Source organism: Paenibacillus sp. FSL R10-2788 (genome assembly GCF_038003885.1).
Taxonomy (GTDB): Bacteria; Bacillota; Bacilli; order Paenibacillales; family Paenibacillaceae; genus Paenibacillus_AQ; species Paenibacillus_AQ odorifer.
In genome coordinates, this window is record NZ_JBBOQA010000001.1 from 2,004,736 (window position 1) to 2,020,809 (window position 16,074).

At 43.3% G+C, this 16,074-nt stretch carries 15 protein-coding genes and 1 pseudogene; 14 read left to right on the forward strand and 2 right to left on the reverse strand.

Annotated features, from left to right (window positions below; genetic code table 11):
• Window positions 1–116: 116 nt before the first annotated feature.
• Both NSQ50_RS08610 and NSQ50_RS08615 read right to left on the reverse strand, forming a co-directional pair.
• Entirely contained in the window at window positions 117–1,157 is a 1,041-nt protein-coding gene (locus NSQ50_RS08610) for an HD-GYP domain-containing protein (RefSeq protein WP_036684091.1), read from the reverse strand.
• A gap of 77 nt (window positions 1,158–1,234) precedes the next feature.
• On the reverse strand, window positions 1,235–1,948 hold the full coding sequence (locus tag NSQ50_RS08615; RefSeq protein ID WP_036684088.1) for a molybdenum cofactor biosynthesis protein: 714 nt from the start codon (window positions 1,946–1,948) through the stop codon (window positions 1,235–1,237).
• A 137-nt stretch (window positions 1,949–2,085) separates the two neighbouring features.
• On the opposite strand from NSQ50_RS08615, the gene NSQ50_RS08620 reads away from it, so the two are divergent.
• The 14 genes and pseudogenes from NSQ50_RS08620 (at window position 2,086) to NSQ50_RS08685 (ending at window position 15,688) form a co-directional block, all read left to right on the forward strand.
• The gene (locus NSQ50_RS08620; protein ID WP_076144378.1) at window positions 2,086–3,525 is read left to right on the forward strand and encodes a bifunctional metallophosphatase/5'-nucleotidase; all 1,440 of its coding nucleotides are present in this window, start codon (window positions 2,086–2,088) and stop codon (window positions 3,523–3,525) included.
• A gap of 74 nt (window positions 3,526–3,599) precedes the next feature.
• On the forward strand, window positions 3,600–4,427 hold the full coding sequence (locus tag NSQ50_RS08625) for an undecaprenyl-diphosphate phosphatase (RefSeq protein ID WP_036684081.1): 828 nt from the start codon (window positions 3,600–3,602) through the stop codon (window positions 4,425–4,427).
• 144 nt (window positions 4,428–4,571) lie between these two features.
• Window positions 4,572–5,681: an HD-GYP domain-containing protein gene (locus NSQ50_RS08630; RefSeq protein WP_076100022.1), complete on the forward strand. Its 1,110-nt coding sequence runs from the start codon at window positions 4,572–4,574 to the stop codon at window positions 5,679–5,681.
• Between the two features lie 224 nt (window positions 5,682–5,905).
• Window positions 5,906–7,042: a radical SAM/CxCxxxxC motif protein YfkAB gene (yfkAB, locus tag NSQ50_RS08635; protein ID WP_076179731.1), complete on the forward strand. Its 1,137-nt coding sequence runs from the start codon at window positions 5,906–5,908 to the stop codon at window positions 7,040–7,042.
• A 20-nt stretch (window positions 7,043–7,062) separates the two neighbouring features.
• Window positions 7,063–8,421, forward strand: coding sequence for a hemolysin family protein (locus tag NSQ50_RS08640; RefSeq protein ID WP_036684171.1), 1,359 nt, complete (start codon window positions 7,063–7,065; stop codon window positions 8,419–8,421).
• A 165-nt stretch (window positions 8,422–8,586) separates the two neighbouring features.
• Window positions 8,587–9,267, forward strand: coding sequence for a response regulator transcription factor (locus NSQ50_RS08645; protein ID WP_076100020.1), 681 nt, complete (start codon window positions 8,587–8,589; stop codon window positions 9,265–9,267).
• Window positions 9,264–11,018, forward strand: a complete 1,755-nt coding sequence (locus tag NSQ50_RS08650; RefSeq protein WP_076224094.1) for a sensor histidine kinase — start codon at window positions 9,264–9,266, stop codon at window positions 11,016–11,018. The genes NSQ50_RS08645 and NSQ50_RS08650 overlap by 4 nt, the downstream gene beginning before the upstream one ends.
• 42 nt (window positions 11,019–11,060) lie before the next feature.
• Window positions 11,061–11,585: a CDP-diacylglycerol--serine O-phosphatidyltransferase gene (gene pssA, locus NSQ50_RS08655; protein ID WP_036684073.1), complete on the forward strand. Its 525-nt coding sequence runs from the start codon at window positions 11,061–11,063 to the stop codon at window positions 11,583–11,585.
• 7 nt (window positions 11,586–11,592) lie between these two features.
• Window positions 11,593–12,087, forward strand: a complete 495-nt coding sequence (locus NSQ50_RS08660; RefSeq protein WP_076100017.1) for a DedA family protein — start codon at window positions 11,593–11,595, stop codon at window positions 12,085–12,087.
• A 47-nt stretch (window positions 12,088–12,134) separates the two neighbouring features.
• Entirely contained in the window at window positions 12,135–13,160 is a 1,026-nt protein-coding gene (locus tag NSQ50_RS08665) for an AI-2E family transporter (RefSeq protein WP_076224092.1), read from the forward strand.
• A gap of 207 nt (window positions 13,161–13,367) precedes the next feature.
• Entirely contained in the window at window positions 13,368–13,586 is a 219-nt protein-coding gene (locus NSQ50_RS08670; protein ID WP_036684070.1) for a spore coat associated protein CotJA, read from the forward strand.
• A gap of 3 nt (window positions 13,587–13,589) precedes the next feature.
• On the forward strand, window positions 13,590–13,856 hold the full coding sequence (locus NSQ50_RS08675) for a spore coat protein CotJB (protein ID WP_036684069.1): 267 nt from the start codon (window positions 13,590–13,592) through the stop codon (window positions 13,854–13,856).
• Window positions 13,857–13,906: 50 nt separating this feature from the next.
• Window positions 13,907–14,146 (forward strand): annotated as a pseudogene (locus tag NSQ50_RS08680) (manganese catalase family protein); the annotation flags it as partial.
• A gap of 66 nt (window positions 14,147–14,212) precedes the next feature.
• A complete protein-coding gene (locus NSQ50_RS08685) occupies window positions 14,213–15,688 on the forward strand; it encodes a recombinase family protein (protein ID WP_076224090.1) in 1,476 nt (491 codons plus the stop codon).
• Window positions 15,689–16,074: the final 386 nt, after the last annotated feature.

The following is a 16,074-nucleotide window of genomic DNA, read 5'->3' on the forward strand; positions in this document are numbered from 1 at the left end:
GAATTTTGTTGCACAAAGTACAACTAAAAAATCCCCCGTAGTCAAACCGGGGGATTTAGTGTACAAACAGCAGCTCTGAACCTTTTGCTAAACAACGCAGGACCTCAAGAAACGCCCTAGTCCATGTAGATTTCCACAATCGTAACGTTACGTTCGCGGGCTAGATCGACAAATAATCCATCGATCTTTACCAGCGGACGGAAAATATCAACTGGATTGTTCATGATAATCACACCTGTATCCCCCGTGTTCAGTAATACTCGCTTGCCGATAAAGTTAGGCATTAAATGCTGTATAAAGGCTTGAACCGTTCTGCCGTTCAGCTTACCAAAGCTGAGGTCATTTAGTTCACGTAGGACAGAAATAAGCTCTTGCTTGGACTGATAGACGCGTTTAGAAGTCATCGCACTATAGATGTCAGCTACAGCAGCAATTTGCGCATAAGGATGAATATCGGATTTGGTTAGCTTATTAGGATAGCCAGAGCCGTCCTCACGTTCATGATGCTGCAAGGCTGCCAAGGCTGTATGTGAGTCATCCATAGAATTACGGATAATTTCGTAGCCGTACTTAGTATGTAGTTTAACTTCTTCGAATTCTTCCGCGGTTAATTTCCCAGGCTTATTTAATAGTGCAGGTGAGATTCTACATTTTCCAATATCAATTAAATATCCAGCTCGTCCAATCTCATAGCATTCTTGTTTGGAATACCCAAGCCAGATTGCAATATAATAAGAGAGCATACCTACCTGCAAAGAGTGATTGTAGGTATAATTATCTTCGCGATCGAGCAGAAGCAGCAGGGAGACTACATCCTTTTGCTTGTCCAACGATTGAAGCGAAGGCTGAAGAATGTCGTTAACCACGGATTGGTTAAAGCTTCCTTTTAATAGTGCTTCCATATAAAGATTCTCAAAGCCGTCAATCATGGTATCAAAACTAGTGGTCACCGTCTGAATAATTGAAGGTCTGCTTAATGGGGCAGGTTCTTCCACTAACGTCTGGATATCAACATAATCAACTCCATGCTGCATCAGCTTGGCGATATCATCTATCTGGAGCAGCGATCCCTTTGGTAATACATGCAGACCTCTTGAACTATAAGCGTCTGAGTTGAGGTGATTACCAGGTTTTAGATCCGAGACGTGTACTCTCAATGCCTATGCCACCTTTTATCCGATTTTATCCAGAATATCAACAAAGTGCAGATTTTTCAATGAAAAAGGAGTGAAGATTAATTGTGGAGGGAATCGGCAGCCTTTTGTTCAGAGCCTACCCAGTGCTGGCCTGATTCATTGATGTCTTTTTTCCAGATAGGGACGGTCTGTTTCAGCAGTTCAATGGCCAGACGACTAGCCTCGTAACAGGTATCGCGATGAGGGGTAGAGACGGCAATGATAACGCTTGCTTCCTTCAGGCCTACAAGCCCAATGCGGTGGGAAATCGCGCAGCGTGCATTCCAGCGATTCTGCACCTCGTCACCAATTTCTTTCAGCTTGCTTAAGGCCATAGGAATATAGGCTTCATAGTCTAATGCTGTTGTACGTAGTTCTCCGGTCATTTCGCGTGTAGTTCCTACAAATAATAGGGATGCTCCATGATTGGCGTCGAGGACGGCATCCAGAAGCTTCTCAGCATTTAAAGGCAGATCCGTTATGCTATAGAGGCCGTCAGAAGTGCTTTCATATAAAGAACCATTCTCTCCACCGGAAACGGGAGGGATTAATGCAACTTCGGCAGACTCGGTGATGAGGGCTTCATCAGGTGCATATTCCCGGTCAATGGCGACCAAAGAAGTTCCAATTAGGGATGCTGCATCCGGATAAGAGGTTGAAAGGAGTTCTTTTAACTTCCCAGCGGTTAAGGGATTCTCTGTCGCATGAAAGGTCAGAGAAGATGAGCCGATAATCTCAGCCAAACCCGCGAACAGACGGATTGTGATATGCATACTTATTCACCTCTGAAATATGTTGTAATGTCTACAATATACCATAATGAGCCTGAAAATGTTATGCTAGGCTCTATAAGATCATGCATCGGCTGCTTCATTTAAGAGCGGCTCAACAGGTAGGAGGAATGTTGCTAATGGGGCATGTGCCGCAAAGACTGACCATACTTCATACCAATGATATACATAGCCATTTCGAAATGGTGAGTCCATTGGCAGCAGAAATCGGGAGACAAAGAGCTGCAGCGGGGGAAGAGCCTGTGCTGTTGCTGGATATTGGCGATCATATGGATCGTGCAGCCGTCGAGACAGAAGGAACTATGGGTCAGGCTAACATCGATGTACTTAACTTAACAGGATATGATGCTGTAACCATCGGTAATAATGAGGGGTTAACATTCTCACAGGAGATGTTATCCTCTATTTTCTCCGGGTTACAGTGCCCAGTGGTATGCTGTAATTTTGTGGAGACTGCAACAGGGGAACCTCCCCACTGGATGAAGCGTCATGCCATCTTGGAGAAGGATGGAATCAGAATAGGAATAACTGGAGCGACAGCGGCATTTAGTTCGTTCTATTCCTTGCTGGGCTGGGATGCCCTGGATCCCGAGACAACCCTTCGGGAACAATGCCTTCTTTTAGCTCCCCAGGTGGATATTCTAATCATCCTTTCTCATTTGGGGCTTCCCGCAGATCGAATTCTGGCAGAGCGGCTGGAAGGTGTGCATGCTATTCTTGGTGGACATACGCATCATATGCTGGAAGAGCCGCTCATGATTAACGGAACAGCTGTATGTGGAGCGGGGAAATTCGGGCGTTACCTCGGGCGGCTTCAATTTGAGCGGAGAGAGGGACAAACTGGATTCAGTCTGGTGGCAGGTGAATGTATTCCGATTGACCCAGAACTGAAGGAAGAGGTTGTAGGTCCTGCCGCTACTATTCATTTGGAGCGTGGTCGTGAGGCTCTTCAGCAGACCGTTGCGATCACAGATCGTGAGCTTCCTTTGAATTTGCAGGGAGAATCCCCTTTTGGCAATCTTTTAGCCCAAGCTGTACGTAGATTTACAGGCGCCAGTTTGTCGATAGTTAACACAGGTCAGCTTCTAGGACCTTTACCTGAAGGGGAGGTTACAACGGGAATGCTGCACGCCCTATGTCCTTCTCCCATTAATACCTGCGTAATCAAGCTGAAAGGCCTAGATATTCGCATAGCTTTGGAGCAGAGTCTTACGGAAGAATTTTATAATAAGGTGATTTTTGGTTATGGCTTTCGCGGGAATTATCTGGGCAGCTTAGCAGTAGATGGGATAAAAATCTTGTACGATCCGCAGCAGATACCGTATGATAACAATATTGCAGTTTTTGTCGAAGGAAATCCGCTGGAGGATGATAAAGAGTATAATGTTGGTACGCTGGACATGTTTACTTTCCGTGCAGGCTATGAGACGATCGCCAATGGGAAGGATCCTTTATTTTTGCTGCCTCATTTTTTACGCGACCTGCTTGGGATGGAATTGCAGCGCCCGGACAGTCTTGATGAATGCATGCTCACTCGCTGGCAGATCAAGTCTGAGTAAACCTGCAGCTTACAAGATTTACTTTTTGATTCCATTTAGACAGTGCTAGATTCCCAAAAAAATAGGAGGAAATTATGGACACGATTACAGCTATTATTTTAGCAATTGTCGAAGGGATCACTGAATTTATTCCTGTTTCTTCTACAGGACACATGATTTTGACCTCGAAGCTTCTGGGCTTTGATGAGCAGGATTCGATTATGAAGACTTATGAAATCGTTATTCAGCTAGGGGCAATATTGGCGATTGCGCTTGTTTACCGCGAGCGTGTGCTTAATTTGCTGGGCATTGGGCGTAAGAACTCAGGAAGAGGCGGTGTGATGCCGGCGTCTCGTTTGAACTTAATCCATGTAATACTTGGGATTGCCCCAGCACTAGCTGTGGCATTTTTTGCCCGCGATTTTATAAAAAGTCTCTTTGGGGCCACGACTGTTCTTTGGGCGCTTGTCGCCGGAGGGATTCTAATGATTATCGCAGAATGGGTAAATAGACGCAAAATTAGAGTTACAGCGCATGAGCTAGACGATCTTTCCTACGGACAGGCGCTGGCTATCGGGATGTATCAGATTATTTCAGTGCTTTGGCCAGGATTTTCCCGTTCGGGATCTACGATCTCCGGAGGGATGTTAAGTGGAGTTAGTTATAAAGCTTCTGCGGATTTCTCCTTCCTTATAGCCATTCCTATTATGTGTGCGGCTTCCGGATATGAACTGTTGGATTCTTATAAGAACTTCACTAGTGAGACGATTGGCTATTTTGTAATTGGATTTCTGATTTCTTTTGTAGTGGCTTATGTAGTGGTCATTTTGTTTATGAAATTGATTCAAAAGATTAGATTGACGCATTTCGCGATCTACAGATTTATTCTTGCTGCTATATTCTGGTTGTTTATTATGCGTTAATGCCCATAGGCAAAGACCTAGACACACCCGATGTTCTTCATGGTGCACCTGTCTGATCTCTACATAAACGGTATAGACAAAGCGTGTGACCCAAGGATTTCAAAACAGAATAGCATTTTACCGTTAAAGGCAGGAGTGAGCTAAGTGCGTTTAGTATCCGTGAATCAGCTTCAAGCAGGCATGAAATTAGGTAAAAAAATATATAATGATGAAGGTCTAACTCTCCTCGCGGATGGGGTGGAGCTTACTGATGCGTTGATCAAGAGGCTTGCAAGAATTGACATCGGTTATATTTACATAGAGGACTCTGTCACGGACGATGTTGAGATTATAGGTATGCTTCAAGATGAGACACGCAATCAGGCACTGAAGGTGATTCGTAATCAGTTTCAGCAAATGACAGGCGCTTCAGGAATAAGTAAGGGATTCTACCATCTGGATAAAAAATTCTCAAAAATCATGGATAGCATCCTGGATGATTTGTCTTTACAAGAAGATCCGATGATCATGCTGCTTGATATGCACACTGCTGATAACTACTTGTACGTCCATTCCCTGAACGTCTGCTTGTACACTTTGGTGCTTGGCATTGCGCATGGGTACAGCAAAGAGGAGCTTCGAGTGATTGGTCTGGGTGCGCTGCTGCATGATATTGGCAAGACCCAAGTCCCGATAAAAATCATTCAAAAACCCGGCAAGCTCAGTGAAGATGAATTTCGGCATATGCAGGCACACACCGAGATCGGGTATCAGATTCTCAAGGAAGAACCGAATATCCCGCTGCTCGCGGCTCATTGTGCGCTTCAGCATCATGAACGCATTGACGGATCCGGATATCCGCGGGGATTAAAAGGACCTCAAATTCATGAATATGCCAAATGGTTGGGCGTGGCTGATTCCTACGATGCCATGACCTCCAACCGGGTCTACAAAAAGGCTATGCTGCCACATCAAGCCGTTGAGGCGCTTTATGTAGGTTCCGGTACATTGTATGAGCAGAAGCAGCTAGAGTTATTTAGAGATCGTGTGGCTATCTATCCACTTGGTCTTACGGTGAAGCTCAGTACGGGTGAAAGTGGAGTTGTTGTCAAAATAGATCCAAGTACGCCTCACAGACCGATCGTACGTGTGCTTACAGGGCCTGAAGGAGAGAAAGTCGTACCGTTCGAAAGGGATCTAGGAAAAGCCCTCTCCGTTGTTATCGTTGACGTCGCAGATCAAGGCGATTCTGTGGGAACGCCAAAATATTTATAATAGCAGCGAAGAGAGAAGAATAGGCTTGTCCGCATAACTCGCGGAAGCCTCTTCTTCGTCTCGCTGCTATTATTTTTTACAGTGAGAAAGCTTGTGAGGACAGTCCGAAAGACATCCGAAGTGCAGTTTTTCTGACTAACGTGGTATGATATAGGATAAGACACCGTTCAATCTTCATGATTATGGGTTAATAATAGGAATAAGATTTAAAGGAGCTAGTACAAATGAATGTTATAAGACCATTAACATCTTCACCGAAGGAGCTGTCGCCAAGCTACGATCCATGGGATCCCATTACTTCTTTACGCAAGCATGGACGCCATGTGCTAACGAGTGTGGAATTTACAGTAACCAATTTATGTAATATGCGGTGTGAACACTGTGCGGTAGGTGATAGTTTAACCTCTAGAGAAGGGGATATGCTGCCGCTTAAAAATATGTTGGACCGTTTAGATGAAGTAGAGCATCTGGAGACTATTAGTATTACCGGCGGAGAGCCTATGTTTTTGGCCGGAACGGTGGATAATATCATAGTGCCGCTCTTAAAGTATGCCAAAGAGCGGGGGATTAGATCGCAAATTAATTCTAATCTGACGATGCCGTATGCTCGATATGAAAAGCTGCTTCCGTATTTGGACGTTATGCATATTTCTTTTAATTATGTGAACGGAGACGATTTTCATGAAGTTGGTTTTGCCAACAGCGGGCATGCTGTTTCAAAGGAAAGTGCATATCGGTTATATAATGCAATGATTGAGAATTCTCGACGGCTAAGTGAGGATGGTATGCTAATTTCTGCGGAAACTATGATTAATTACCGTACACATACTAAGCTGCCTGAAATTCATAAGTTGATTCTCGACATGGGCGCCAAACGGCATGAGGTACATCCTATGTACGACTCCAGTTTTGCTTCGGCGTTGCCAGTGTTGTCCTTGAATGAAATGCGGACGGCAATCCATGAACTACTGGATACCCGTGATCCGGAGATTTGGATGCTGTTTGGGACCCTTCCGTTTTTTGCTTGCAGCTTCCTGGAAGAAGACCAGAAGCTGATAAGCAGAATGCGCGCCGAGAAGAATGTTACCCTTCGCAATGATCCGGATGGCCGGAATCGAGTGAACGTAAACATGTTTACGGGCGATGTTTTTGTTACAGATTTCGCTGATATCGCAGCCTTTGGCAACATCGAGAACCAAAAGCTGGATGATATATTTATCGATTGGCAGACTAAACACCCGCTGAACCAAAAGGTGAACTGCCACTGCGATGCAGCAGGCTGCTGCGGACCTAATCTGTTAGTGGCGGATATGTATTATCCGGAAGTTGACTTCAAAACTAGAAAAGCGATCAATCTGTAGAAATGAGGCGTTGTTAAGTGGTGCATACGGAATTTGAAGTAGGGAGATTATTGCTTAATCTTTTGCTGGTTCTGGTGCTCGTATTATTGAACGGTATTTTTGTAGCAGCGGAATTTTCATTAGTTAAGGTCAGGCAGTCCCGCCTGACCCAACTTGTCAGTGAAGGTAATAAAATGGCTGGATATGCTCTGAAAGTAAATAAGAGACTGGACTCCTATTTATCCGCCACTCAGTTTGGGATAACACTTGCATCGCTGGGCTTAGGTTGGGTTGGAGAGCCCGCGATTTCTGAGCTGTTGGTCGAACCTTTAATGTACCAGATGGGGATCACCGATCATACCCTGATTTCTACTGTATCTGTGATTATTGGATTTTCGATCATTACATTTTTACATATTGTACTTGGGGAGCTTGCTCCTAAATCGCTCGCGATTCAAAGAACAGAAGGTTCGGCACTGTTGTTATCTGCACCCCTGATGTTCTTCTATAATGTGTTCATGCCTTTTATCTGGGTGCTGAATGCTTCAGCCAACGCGTTACTTCGGTTAGTCGGTGTGGAGCCTGCAAATGAAAGTGAAGCAGCACACTCGGAAGAGGAAATACGTATTCTGATGAATCAGAGCGCCAAGAGTGGCGTCATTGACAAAGATGAAATGAAACTAATGGATAATATCTTTGAATTCTCAGATCTGCTTGCACGTGAAGTCATGCTGCCTCGTACAGATATGGATGTGCTTTACAGCAATCTTTCGTTAGAAGAAAATATGAAGATTATTACCGAAACGAGACATTCACGTTATCCGGTTGCTCTGGAAGATAAGGACCGTATTATCGGTTTTATTCATATTACCGACCTGTTGTTTGCTCCACCGGAGCAGCAGAATGATCTTACAACTCTGGTTCGGCCTATCCTTAACGTTCCGGAATCGATGGAGATCAGTCATACTCTTCGTTTTATGCAGAAGAATAAGGCGCAGCTAACGTTGGTTGTCGATGAATATGGCGGCACAGCAGGTTTGCTGACAGCAGAAGAGATTCTGGAAGAAATCGTAGGAGATCTGCATGACGAGTTCGAAGATGAGCGTCCAAGTGTGGAACATAACGGGGAGTATATCTCTGTTGAGGGCCGGATGCTGATTGAGGATGTCAACGATCTTACGGGTGTTGTGATTGAAGATGATGAGGTGGATTCCATCGGCGGCTGGTTGTTTAAGGAGCTGGAGGGTAATCCAACCAAAGGAAAACGTGTCAAAGTTGAAGATGTTATTTTTGAAGTCGAGGAATCAACAAGATTGCGTATCACTAGAATTAATATCCACCGGGAACCCCGTGTTGAGGATGAAGAAACCTCATCAAAATTGGACGAGGATAAAGAATAACCTATTAAAGATTGTAACGTATTGTTCCGGTTGATCAGGGATATAATGAACTCCTCCTGTAAGAGCTTTATGGCTCACGACAGGGGGAGTTTTTTTGTGGACACATAAAGGACATAACGCTCGTCTATGCTAATGTTTATAAATTGTTTGAAAGCGGGGTCTAGATTGAAAAAGAAACTTCTTCTCGTTGAGGATGAAATTCGTATTCGTGAACTGGTATCTGATTATTTCTTACAGAATGATTGGGAAGTACTTGAAGCGGATAATGGAAGAGATGCATTGGTTTGGTTTGATTCACTGCTGCCGGATCTGCTGATTCTGGATATCATGATGCCTGCTATGAATGGCTTTGAAGTGTGCCGTGAAGTTCGTGAGAAATCAGCGGTACCCATCATTTTGTTAACCGCCAAGTCCACAGATGACGACAAAATCTATGGATTTGAATTAGGAGCCGATGATTATGTTACAAAACCATTTAGTCCAAAGGTGCTGGTAGCCCGGGCAAATGCACTCATGAAGCGGGTTGAAGGCACCCATCAGCCTGAATCTGGCATAATAAAATTTGGTTCCGCGATGTTTAATACCTTAGCTCATCGGTTGGAGGTAGAAGATGCGGAAGTGGAGCTTACCCCTAAGGAATATGATCTTTTATGGCTTTTAATACGAAATAAAGGGATTGTCATTTCAAGGGATACGATCCTCAGTCGGATCTGGGGAATTGAATTTGAAGGAGATTCCAGAGTTGTGGACAGTCATATTAAAAAGCTGCGAAGTAAATTGGGTTATGAATCACGTTTTATTCGTACGGTAATTGGCACAGGATACATGTTCGAGGAAGAGGCATGAGAAGACGGGGAATTACTTTTAAACTGTTTGTGATGACCGTTATCTTTTTCCTTTGCTTCTATGGCATGGTGATTCTAAGCCAATTGCTGTTGTTTGACAATTTCTATCAGAAGCAAAAAGAGCACCGCGTGGAGAAACACCTTAAGAGCTTTGCGGCAAGATATATAAGTGAGCCATGGGGAAGCACTCGAACCTCTCAGGAGCTTGTCCGGTTTATGCTGCGGAATAAAACACAAATGGTTATTTTGAAGCTGGATGGAAAGATGAATTCAGAAGATCCATTTCATATAAAGCTAATCGATGATGACGGGAAGAGTATGGTTGTTTCTTTATCCCTATTCATGAATCAGTACGGAGATTCACTGAGAGCAGCAAACATTAAAGTAGATGATCAGTTGAGCGTGGAAGGCGAACTTTTGGACGAAGACAGTGCTTCACCCGTTATACTCTACCCCATAAGCATTACAAAAAAAGGGGGCGGAACAATAGGGGAGACGGGAGAGACTGGGACGATTCATGCATCTGGTACTGTTGCCGAAGTTGTACTGCCTGATTTGAAAATATGGAATCCACGCCAGGGAATACTGTTTGAGGCTCTAGAGGAATGGTTTCCTTTGACACCGGCGCAGGCAGAAGACTTCAAAAATTTGAAAATACAGAAGCAAGACTGGATTGCTCCCTGGAGTGGGAGTCGCAATTCTGTGGTTATTCTGCCCCTGAAGCAAAGTAACGGAGAAATTGAATTACTATTCACAGTCACTTCATTACAGGAAGTTAAGGATTCGAACGATGCGTTGCGTTGGTTCTTTTTATATCTGGGAATGGGTGGTTTTGTCCTGATTCTGGTGCTTTCTCTCTTTTTCTCGAAAATGGTAACGCGTCCGCTAATTAAATTAAATAAAATAGCCAAACGTATGGTTTCTCTGGATTTTACAGGGGACACATCGATTCGGCAGAAGGATGAGTTAGGCAGCCTTTCTAACAGCATGTTCACCTTATCACTAAGTCTGGATTCTGCTTTACGAGAGTTAAGAGAGGCCAATCAGCAGCTAGTTGAGGATATGGAGCAGAAACAAAGAATGGAGATCATGCAGCAGGACTTTTTTGCCAACGCCTCCCATGAATTGAAGACACCACTCAGTATTATCAAAGGTTTTGCTGAAGGCTTGGAAGATGGCGTTAGCGCCGGCAGGCAGGATCACTACATTAAGGTAATTATTGAGGAAGCCGATAAAATGGAGTTTCTTGTTAAAAATATGCTAGATCTAGCACGGTTGGAGTCGGGCACGATTAAACTTCGGAAAACTTCCTTTATGTTAAGTGAACTGACGGAAAAGGTGACGGACAAGCTGGTCCACTTGCTGAGTGAAAAACATTTGGAAGTCATCATTATTCCTGCAAATGAATTACCGGTCTATGCGGATGTGAACTGGATCGAACAAGTTATGCTAAATTTTATGACCAATGCTATCAGGCATGCGGAAGAAAGAAGTTCTATCACCGTCAATATTGAGAGTCATGCCCAGACTATTGTATTCACTATTCAAAATATAGGAGAATCAATCCCTGAAGATCAGCTGGAGCAGATCTGGGAGCGGTTCTATCGGTTGGAGCCATCCCGCAGTCGAATGACAGGCGGTACGGGTCTGGGGCTTTCCATTGCGAAGCGAATACTAGATATGCACGCTTGTCTTTATACAGTGAAAAATACGGAGAACGGTGTCAGCTTTACTGTGACCTTTGTAGGTTAAATCGGATCAACAGAAATACTGCTATGAAAGGGGTGAGATTGTATGAAATTGAACTGGTTGCCTTCAACGTGCACACTAGGAAACTTGGGACTAGGATCACTGTCCTTGTATTTTACGATTCAAGAACGATATAGCCTAGCTTTATTAATGATTTTGCTCGCGGCAATATGCGATGTACTGGATGGATTACTGGCAAGAATATTGCAATGTACTAGTGAATTCGGTAAACAATTGGACTCATTGGCGGATATTATATCATTTGGTTTAGCGCCTACCTTCCTTATCTTGTTGTATAGGTTAGAAGATGCCCACTGGATTGGACCTGCAGCTGCAGTTTTCTTTTTGATCTGTGGCGCACTTCGTTTGGCCAGATTTAATCTGTCGGCGCCTTCCAAAGGGTTCGTGGGGATGCCGATTACTGCTGCTGGAGTCATTCTGTCGATGATTTCTTTACTAGATGAACGTATGAAACCAGGACTGGTCATCGGATTAATGGCATTGCTGTCCGTAATGATGATCAGCCGTATCCCATTTCCGTCCCTTAAAAAATCCTTCAACAGGAAGTGATACACCCATGCCTTGGATTATAGAGTTTATTTCACAGTACGGATATTTAGCCATATTTGGCCTTATGGCACTTGGGATTATCGGACTTCCTGTGCCTGATGAGGTGTTAATGCTGTTTGTAGGCTATTTATCCTCCGTTATGGTTTTGGATTTTTCACTTTCTGTATTGGTTTGTTTCATGGGATCCATCACAGGAATGCTTATCAGCTATACTATTGGTCTAAGGCTAGGGCAACCTGTGGTAGCAAAATTCGGCAAGTGGGTTGGCCTTACACCCAAGCGTTTTGCGAGTATGAAAAGATGGTTTTTGCGGTTCGGAAACTGGGCGATTTTCATTGCTTATTTTATTCCAGGTCTGAGGCATGTATCGAGCTATATCTCTGGAATCAGTGCTATGTCTTTCAAAAAATATATACTTATAACGACTGCAGGAGCGCTAACCTGGTCACTCCTTTTTGTTTCTATCGGCTTTTTTGTGGGGGCTAAGTTTTCCTTTTTATAGCCATTGAAGTTTAACATTATTAATCGCAATTGAATGGAGCAAGATCAATGAATGTATTCAAGCGATTCTACGCGAATAGGACTACCAGACGCTTTTTTATTCTCGCACTTATCGGGTTGCTGCTGTACATGGTTCGTGGGATGCTTAATCTGGTGTTGCTGACGTTTCTGATTGCTTTTGTCATGAACAGCTTTCAGATTGTGCTCAGTAAACGAATTGGTAAATTCATGAAGGTTAACAGTAAGGTGATTATTGTCATTTTATACCTTGCTTTAATCGCATTGATTGTACTGGCCCTTGTAAAATATCTTCCTAAAGTATTGGAGCAGATTAAGCAATTAGCCATCTTCCTCACCAATCTCAAGTCAGAGGATCTTCCGCAGAACAAGATTACATTATATTTGTATGATATGCTCAGGGACCTTAACTATCAGTCCTATATCAAAAGAGGCATCGATTATGTGCTGCAGGTTAGCAACTGGGGTGCAACTTTCGTTCTATCAACCATTTTAAGCTTTGTGTTTATTCTGGAGAAGAACCGGGTCGTCAGTTTCACTTCTAGGATGAGAGAGAGCAGGATTGCCTGGTTTTATATAGATCTGGAGTATTTCAGCCGAAAATTCATCGTTTCCTTTGGGAAAGTAATAGAAGCGCAAATTCTCATTGCCATGTTCAATACCTGTCTTACTGTTATTGGCTTGTGGCTGCTTAACTTCCCGTATTTATTTGCCCTGGCGATTTTGATTTTTTTGCTCAGTCTCATTCCGGTGGTTGGTTTTTTGATTTCGCTCATTCCGCTTTTAATAATTGGTTACAACATCGGCGGTCTGATAACAGTTACTTATGTGCTGGCGATTATTGCGGTGTTGCATTTTATCGAAGGCTATTTCTTGAATCCTAAGCTGATGTCCACAAAAATGAATTTGCCGATGTTCTTCACCTTTAGCGTGTTGTTGTTCTCTGAGCATTATATAGGTGTCTGGGGACTTATTCTTGGTATTCCTATCTTTGTATTTATGTTGGATATCCTTGAGATTACCCACGAAGATTCGTTCAAAAGAGCGAACCCCTAAGCTGAATACTAAAAGACTCAAGTTATAAGCTGTTTCCGGTACTTTTCCGGAGACAGCTTATTTGTCGTGCACATTGCTCAAAAAAATTGCTAATGGGCTTTTTTTGTAAATAACGTTTTATATTGTGTCCTGCTGTCATAAGTTAGCTAAGGGAGTAATGTTCAGAGTCTTTAAAGAAGGAACAGGAACAAAGGAGGTACAAAAAAGATGGAATCACAGCTGCGGAGGTATACCCCCTTTAGGGGCCCGTTTGATCCTTGCCCACCGGTGCCGTTCAAGACGTATGTAGTTCCACCCAATCAATTTATCACCTTTCAGCCACCCGATTTGCCACAGTTTAGTTTGCAGGAGGCTCTGAAGTATGGAACGCTCTGGCCAGCACTATTTAGTCCGTATGAATCCAAGTGCAAAGGAGGAGGAAAATAGACTATGGAGGCAAATCCTTGCGACCAACGTTATTATGAATTGCTTGAACAGTTGCAGACCCTTGATTTTGCCTTAGTGGAGTTGAACTTATATCTAAATACGCATCCTGACGATCTGAGAAGTATTGAACAATTTAATCAGCTTACGCTGGAACGAACCAAGCTAGCGAATCATTTTCAGGAGTTATATGGTCCGCTGCAGAATTTTGGCCGCGCTTATTCTAAATGTCCATGGGAATGGAATCAACCCCCTTGGCCTTGGCAGGTGTAAGAGGAGTATAACCGTAAGGAACTATTTTTCTAGAGGAGGGAAGTTCCCGAATGTGGATATACGAAAAAAAACTGCAATATCCGGTACGGGTGGGTAAATGTGATGTCCGGATGGCGCGTTATTTGAGTGAGCAATACGGAGGAGCAGACGGCGAGCTCGCCGCTGCACTACGCTATATGAATCAAAGATACACGATTCCAGATAAAGTTATTGGCGTGTTGAACGATATTTCGACTGAGGAATTCGCTCACCTTGAGATGATTGCCACGATGATCTACAAACAAACAGAAGCTTAAATGCAATCAATGTGATATACTCTTCTCATGGAACAATATACCATGAAGGGATGGAATACCATGGCGATTAAGAGGGTGGCAATCTATTGCAGAAAAAGCCGTGAAGCCGATGATAAGACAACTACATCAATAGATGGACAAGCTAATTCTCTGATAGAACTATGTGAAAAGCGTGGGTATACATATGATTTGTACAGTGAGACAGGATCGTCCCAAGAATGGGATCGTCCAGAGTTCCAGAAGCTTCTGTCCAAGATCAAGCACTATGAATACGATGCCATCGTTTGCACCGAACAATCTCGTTTGACTCGGAACACGAAACATTACGAGGAAGTCAAAGAGATCATGATTAAGTCAGGTTGTGTCCTTGTTACACCAACTTCGATGACGGACTATACCAATGAAGATCAAATGTTCAGCGGTGACATTATTGCACTAATTGAAAAGAGAGAATGGCAAACCACTAGAAAGCGTCTTATGAGGGGTTCTAGGGAATCGGCAAAGAAGGGCAATTGGATGGGAAAGAAGGTTCCTTTCGGCTATCGATACAATCGTGACACCAAGAACCTTGAGATTGTCCCGGAGGAAGCCGAGATCATTGTCCGCATGTTCAATGAATATGTGTCAGGAAAGTCTACCACAACTATAGCATACGACTTCACCAACGCAGGGATTACTAATATGCAATGGAGTTCATCCTCCGTGGCACGAATGATCGCCAATATCGCTTATACGGGACACTCTTCCTACGGACGTACTAAGCAGTACAAACAAGATGGAAAGCGTGTAACAGAACGGACTTCGAAGGAAGATCAAATCTTGATTAAGGACACCCATCAACCAATCGTTCCTCAAGAATTGTTTGATATGGCACAGAGAATTAGGAACGAGCGAAACTCCCGACCTGCTGCTTTGAAAGTTGGGAAACATATATTTTCTGGTCTTGTACGTTGTGGGGTCTGTGGTAGTATCCATTCGTTTCAAACCGCACATGGTAAGAAGAGAATTACAAGTTGCACGACACGGACATACAAAGAGGATGGAACGTACATCACATGCACAAATGGTGGGACATACATTGATAACTTTAAAGTGCTTTTTCACGAGTACTTTGTCCAATATGTCGATCAGATTGAACAATACGTCCATCTTATGACCGATAACGAAATACAGAATTTTGATGAAGAGATCAAGCGTATAGAAAAACAGATTGAGAAGCTAAACAAGGATATTAAACGGGTACAGCAAGGCTTCGTTATGGAAATTTTCACGCCAGATGAGGCTCGAAAGCAAATTGCTTCCTTTAAGGAACAGATAATAACACTTGAAGAACAGATCAAAACCATTACGGCAGAGAACAATATGTCAGAACACGATAAAGTTTCTGCACGACTTGAAAACATGAGACGTTTTCTAACTCATAGCGACAACATTCCAGAAAATGAAGCAAATGATATTCTGCGTGAATTTATTGATACGATCATCTATACTAAGGAAGGAAATGAGATTAACTTGAAAATCATAATGAAGGAATGACAATGTTCCACATTCTAGGGAGTTCGACTCCCTTCGCCTCTACCATGAAAAGCCCGACCTCATGCGGTCGGACTTTTATTATGGCTGAAAATGCAGACAGATTGTAGGTCATTTGATTTGCAGGAGAAGGAGGCACTGAAGTATTGTAGACAAAATGTCTATAATACAAGTCGAATCCAGTCACGACACATGTGGAATCGGTGGCTTTATTGGTGTCATCCTTTAAATCTAAAGCTGCACAAGGACATAATGAAGATGCTTAGGTATTTCCTAGCGTCTTTGGTTCGTAATGGTTTATTTCTGTTTTTTTATAACCGGCTTCATCACGATGGCATGATGTATAACGTGGTAAGTGACTGTCGAATAAAAGGATTTCCGGCTAGAGT

Excerpts from the sequence above, each read along its gene's own strand:
- NSQ50_RS08615 (WP_036684088.1), bottom strand. The coding sequence starts at position 1,948 with ATGCATATCACAATCCGTCTGTTCGCGGGTTTGGCTGAGATTATCGGC.
- NSQ50_RS08685 (WP_076224090.1), top strand. The coding sequence starts at position 14,213 with ATGGCGATTAAGAGGGTGGCAATCTATTGCAGAAAAAGCCGTGAAGCC.
- NSQ50_RS08670 (WP_036684070.1), top strand. The coding sequence starts at position 13,368 with ATGGAATCACAGCTGCGGAGGTATACCCCCTTTAGGGGCCCGTTTGAT.
- NSQ50_RS08620 (WP_076144378.1), top strand. The coding sequence starts at position 2,086 with ATGGGGCATGTGCCGCAAAGACTGACCATACTTCATACCAATGATATA.
- NSQ50_RS08675 (WP_036684069.1), top strand. The coding sequence starts at position 13,590 with ATGGAGGCAAATCCTTGCGACCAACGTTATTATGAATTGCTTGAACAG.
- NSQ50_RS08625 (WP_036684081.1), top strand. The coding sequence starts at position 3,600 with ATGGACACGATTACAGCTATTATTTTAGCAATTGTCGAAGGGATCACT.
- NSQ50_RS08660 (WP_076100017.1), top strand. The coding sequence starts at position 11,593 with ATGCCTTGGATTATAGAGTTTATTTCACAGTACGGATATTTAGCCATA.
- pssA (WP_036684073.1), top strand. The coding sequence starts at position 11,061 with ATGAAATTGAACTGGTTGCCTTCAACGTGCACACTAGGAAACTTGGGA.
- yfkAB (WP_076179731.1), top strand. The coding sequence starts at position 5,906 with ATGAATGTTATAAGACCATTAACATCTTCACCGAAGGAGCTGTCGCCA.
- NSQ50_RS08665 (WP_076224092.1), top strand. The coding sequence starts at position 12,135 with ATGAATGTATTCAAGCGATTCTACGCGAATAGGACTACCAGACGCTTT.
- NSQ50_RS08650 (WP_076224094.1), top strand. The coding sequence starts at position 9,264 with ATGAGAAGACGGGGAATTACTTTTAAACTGTTTGTGATGACCGTTATC.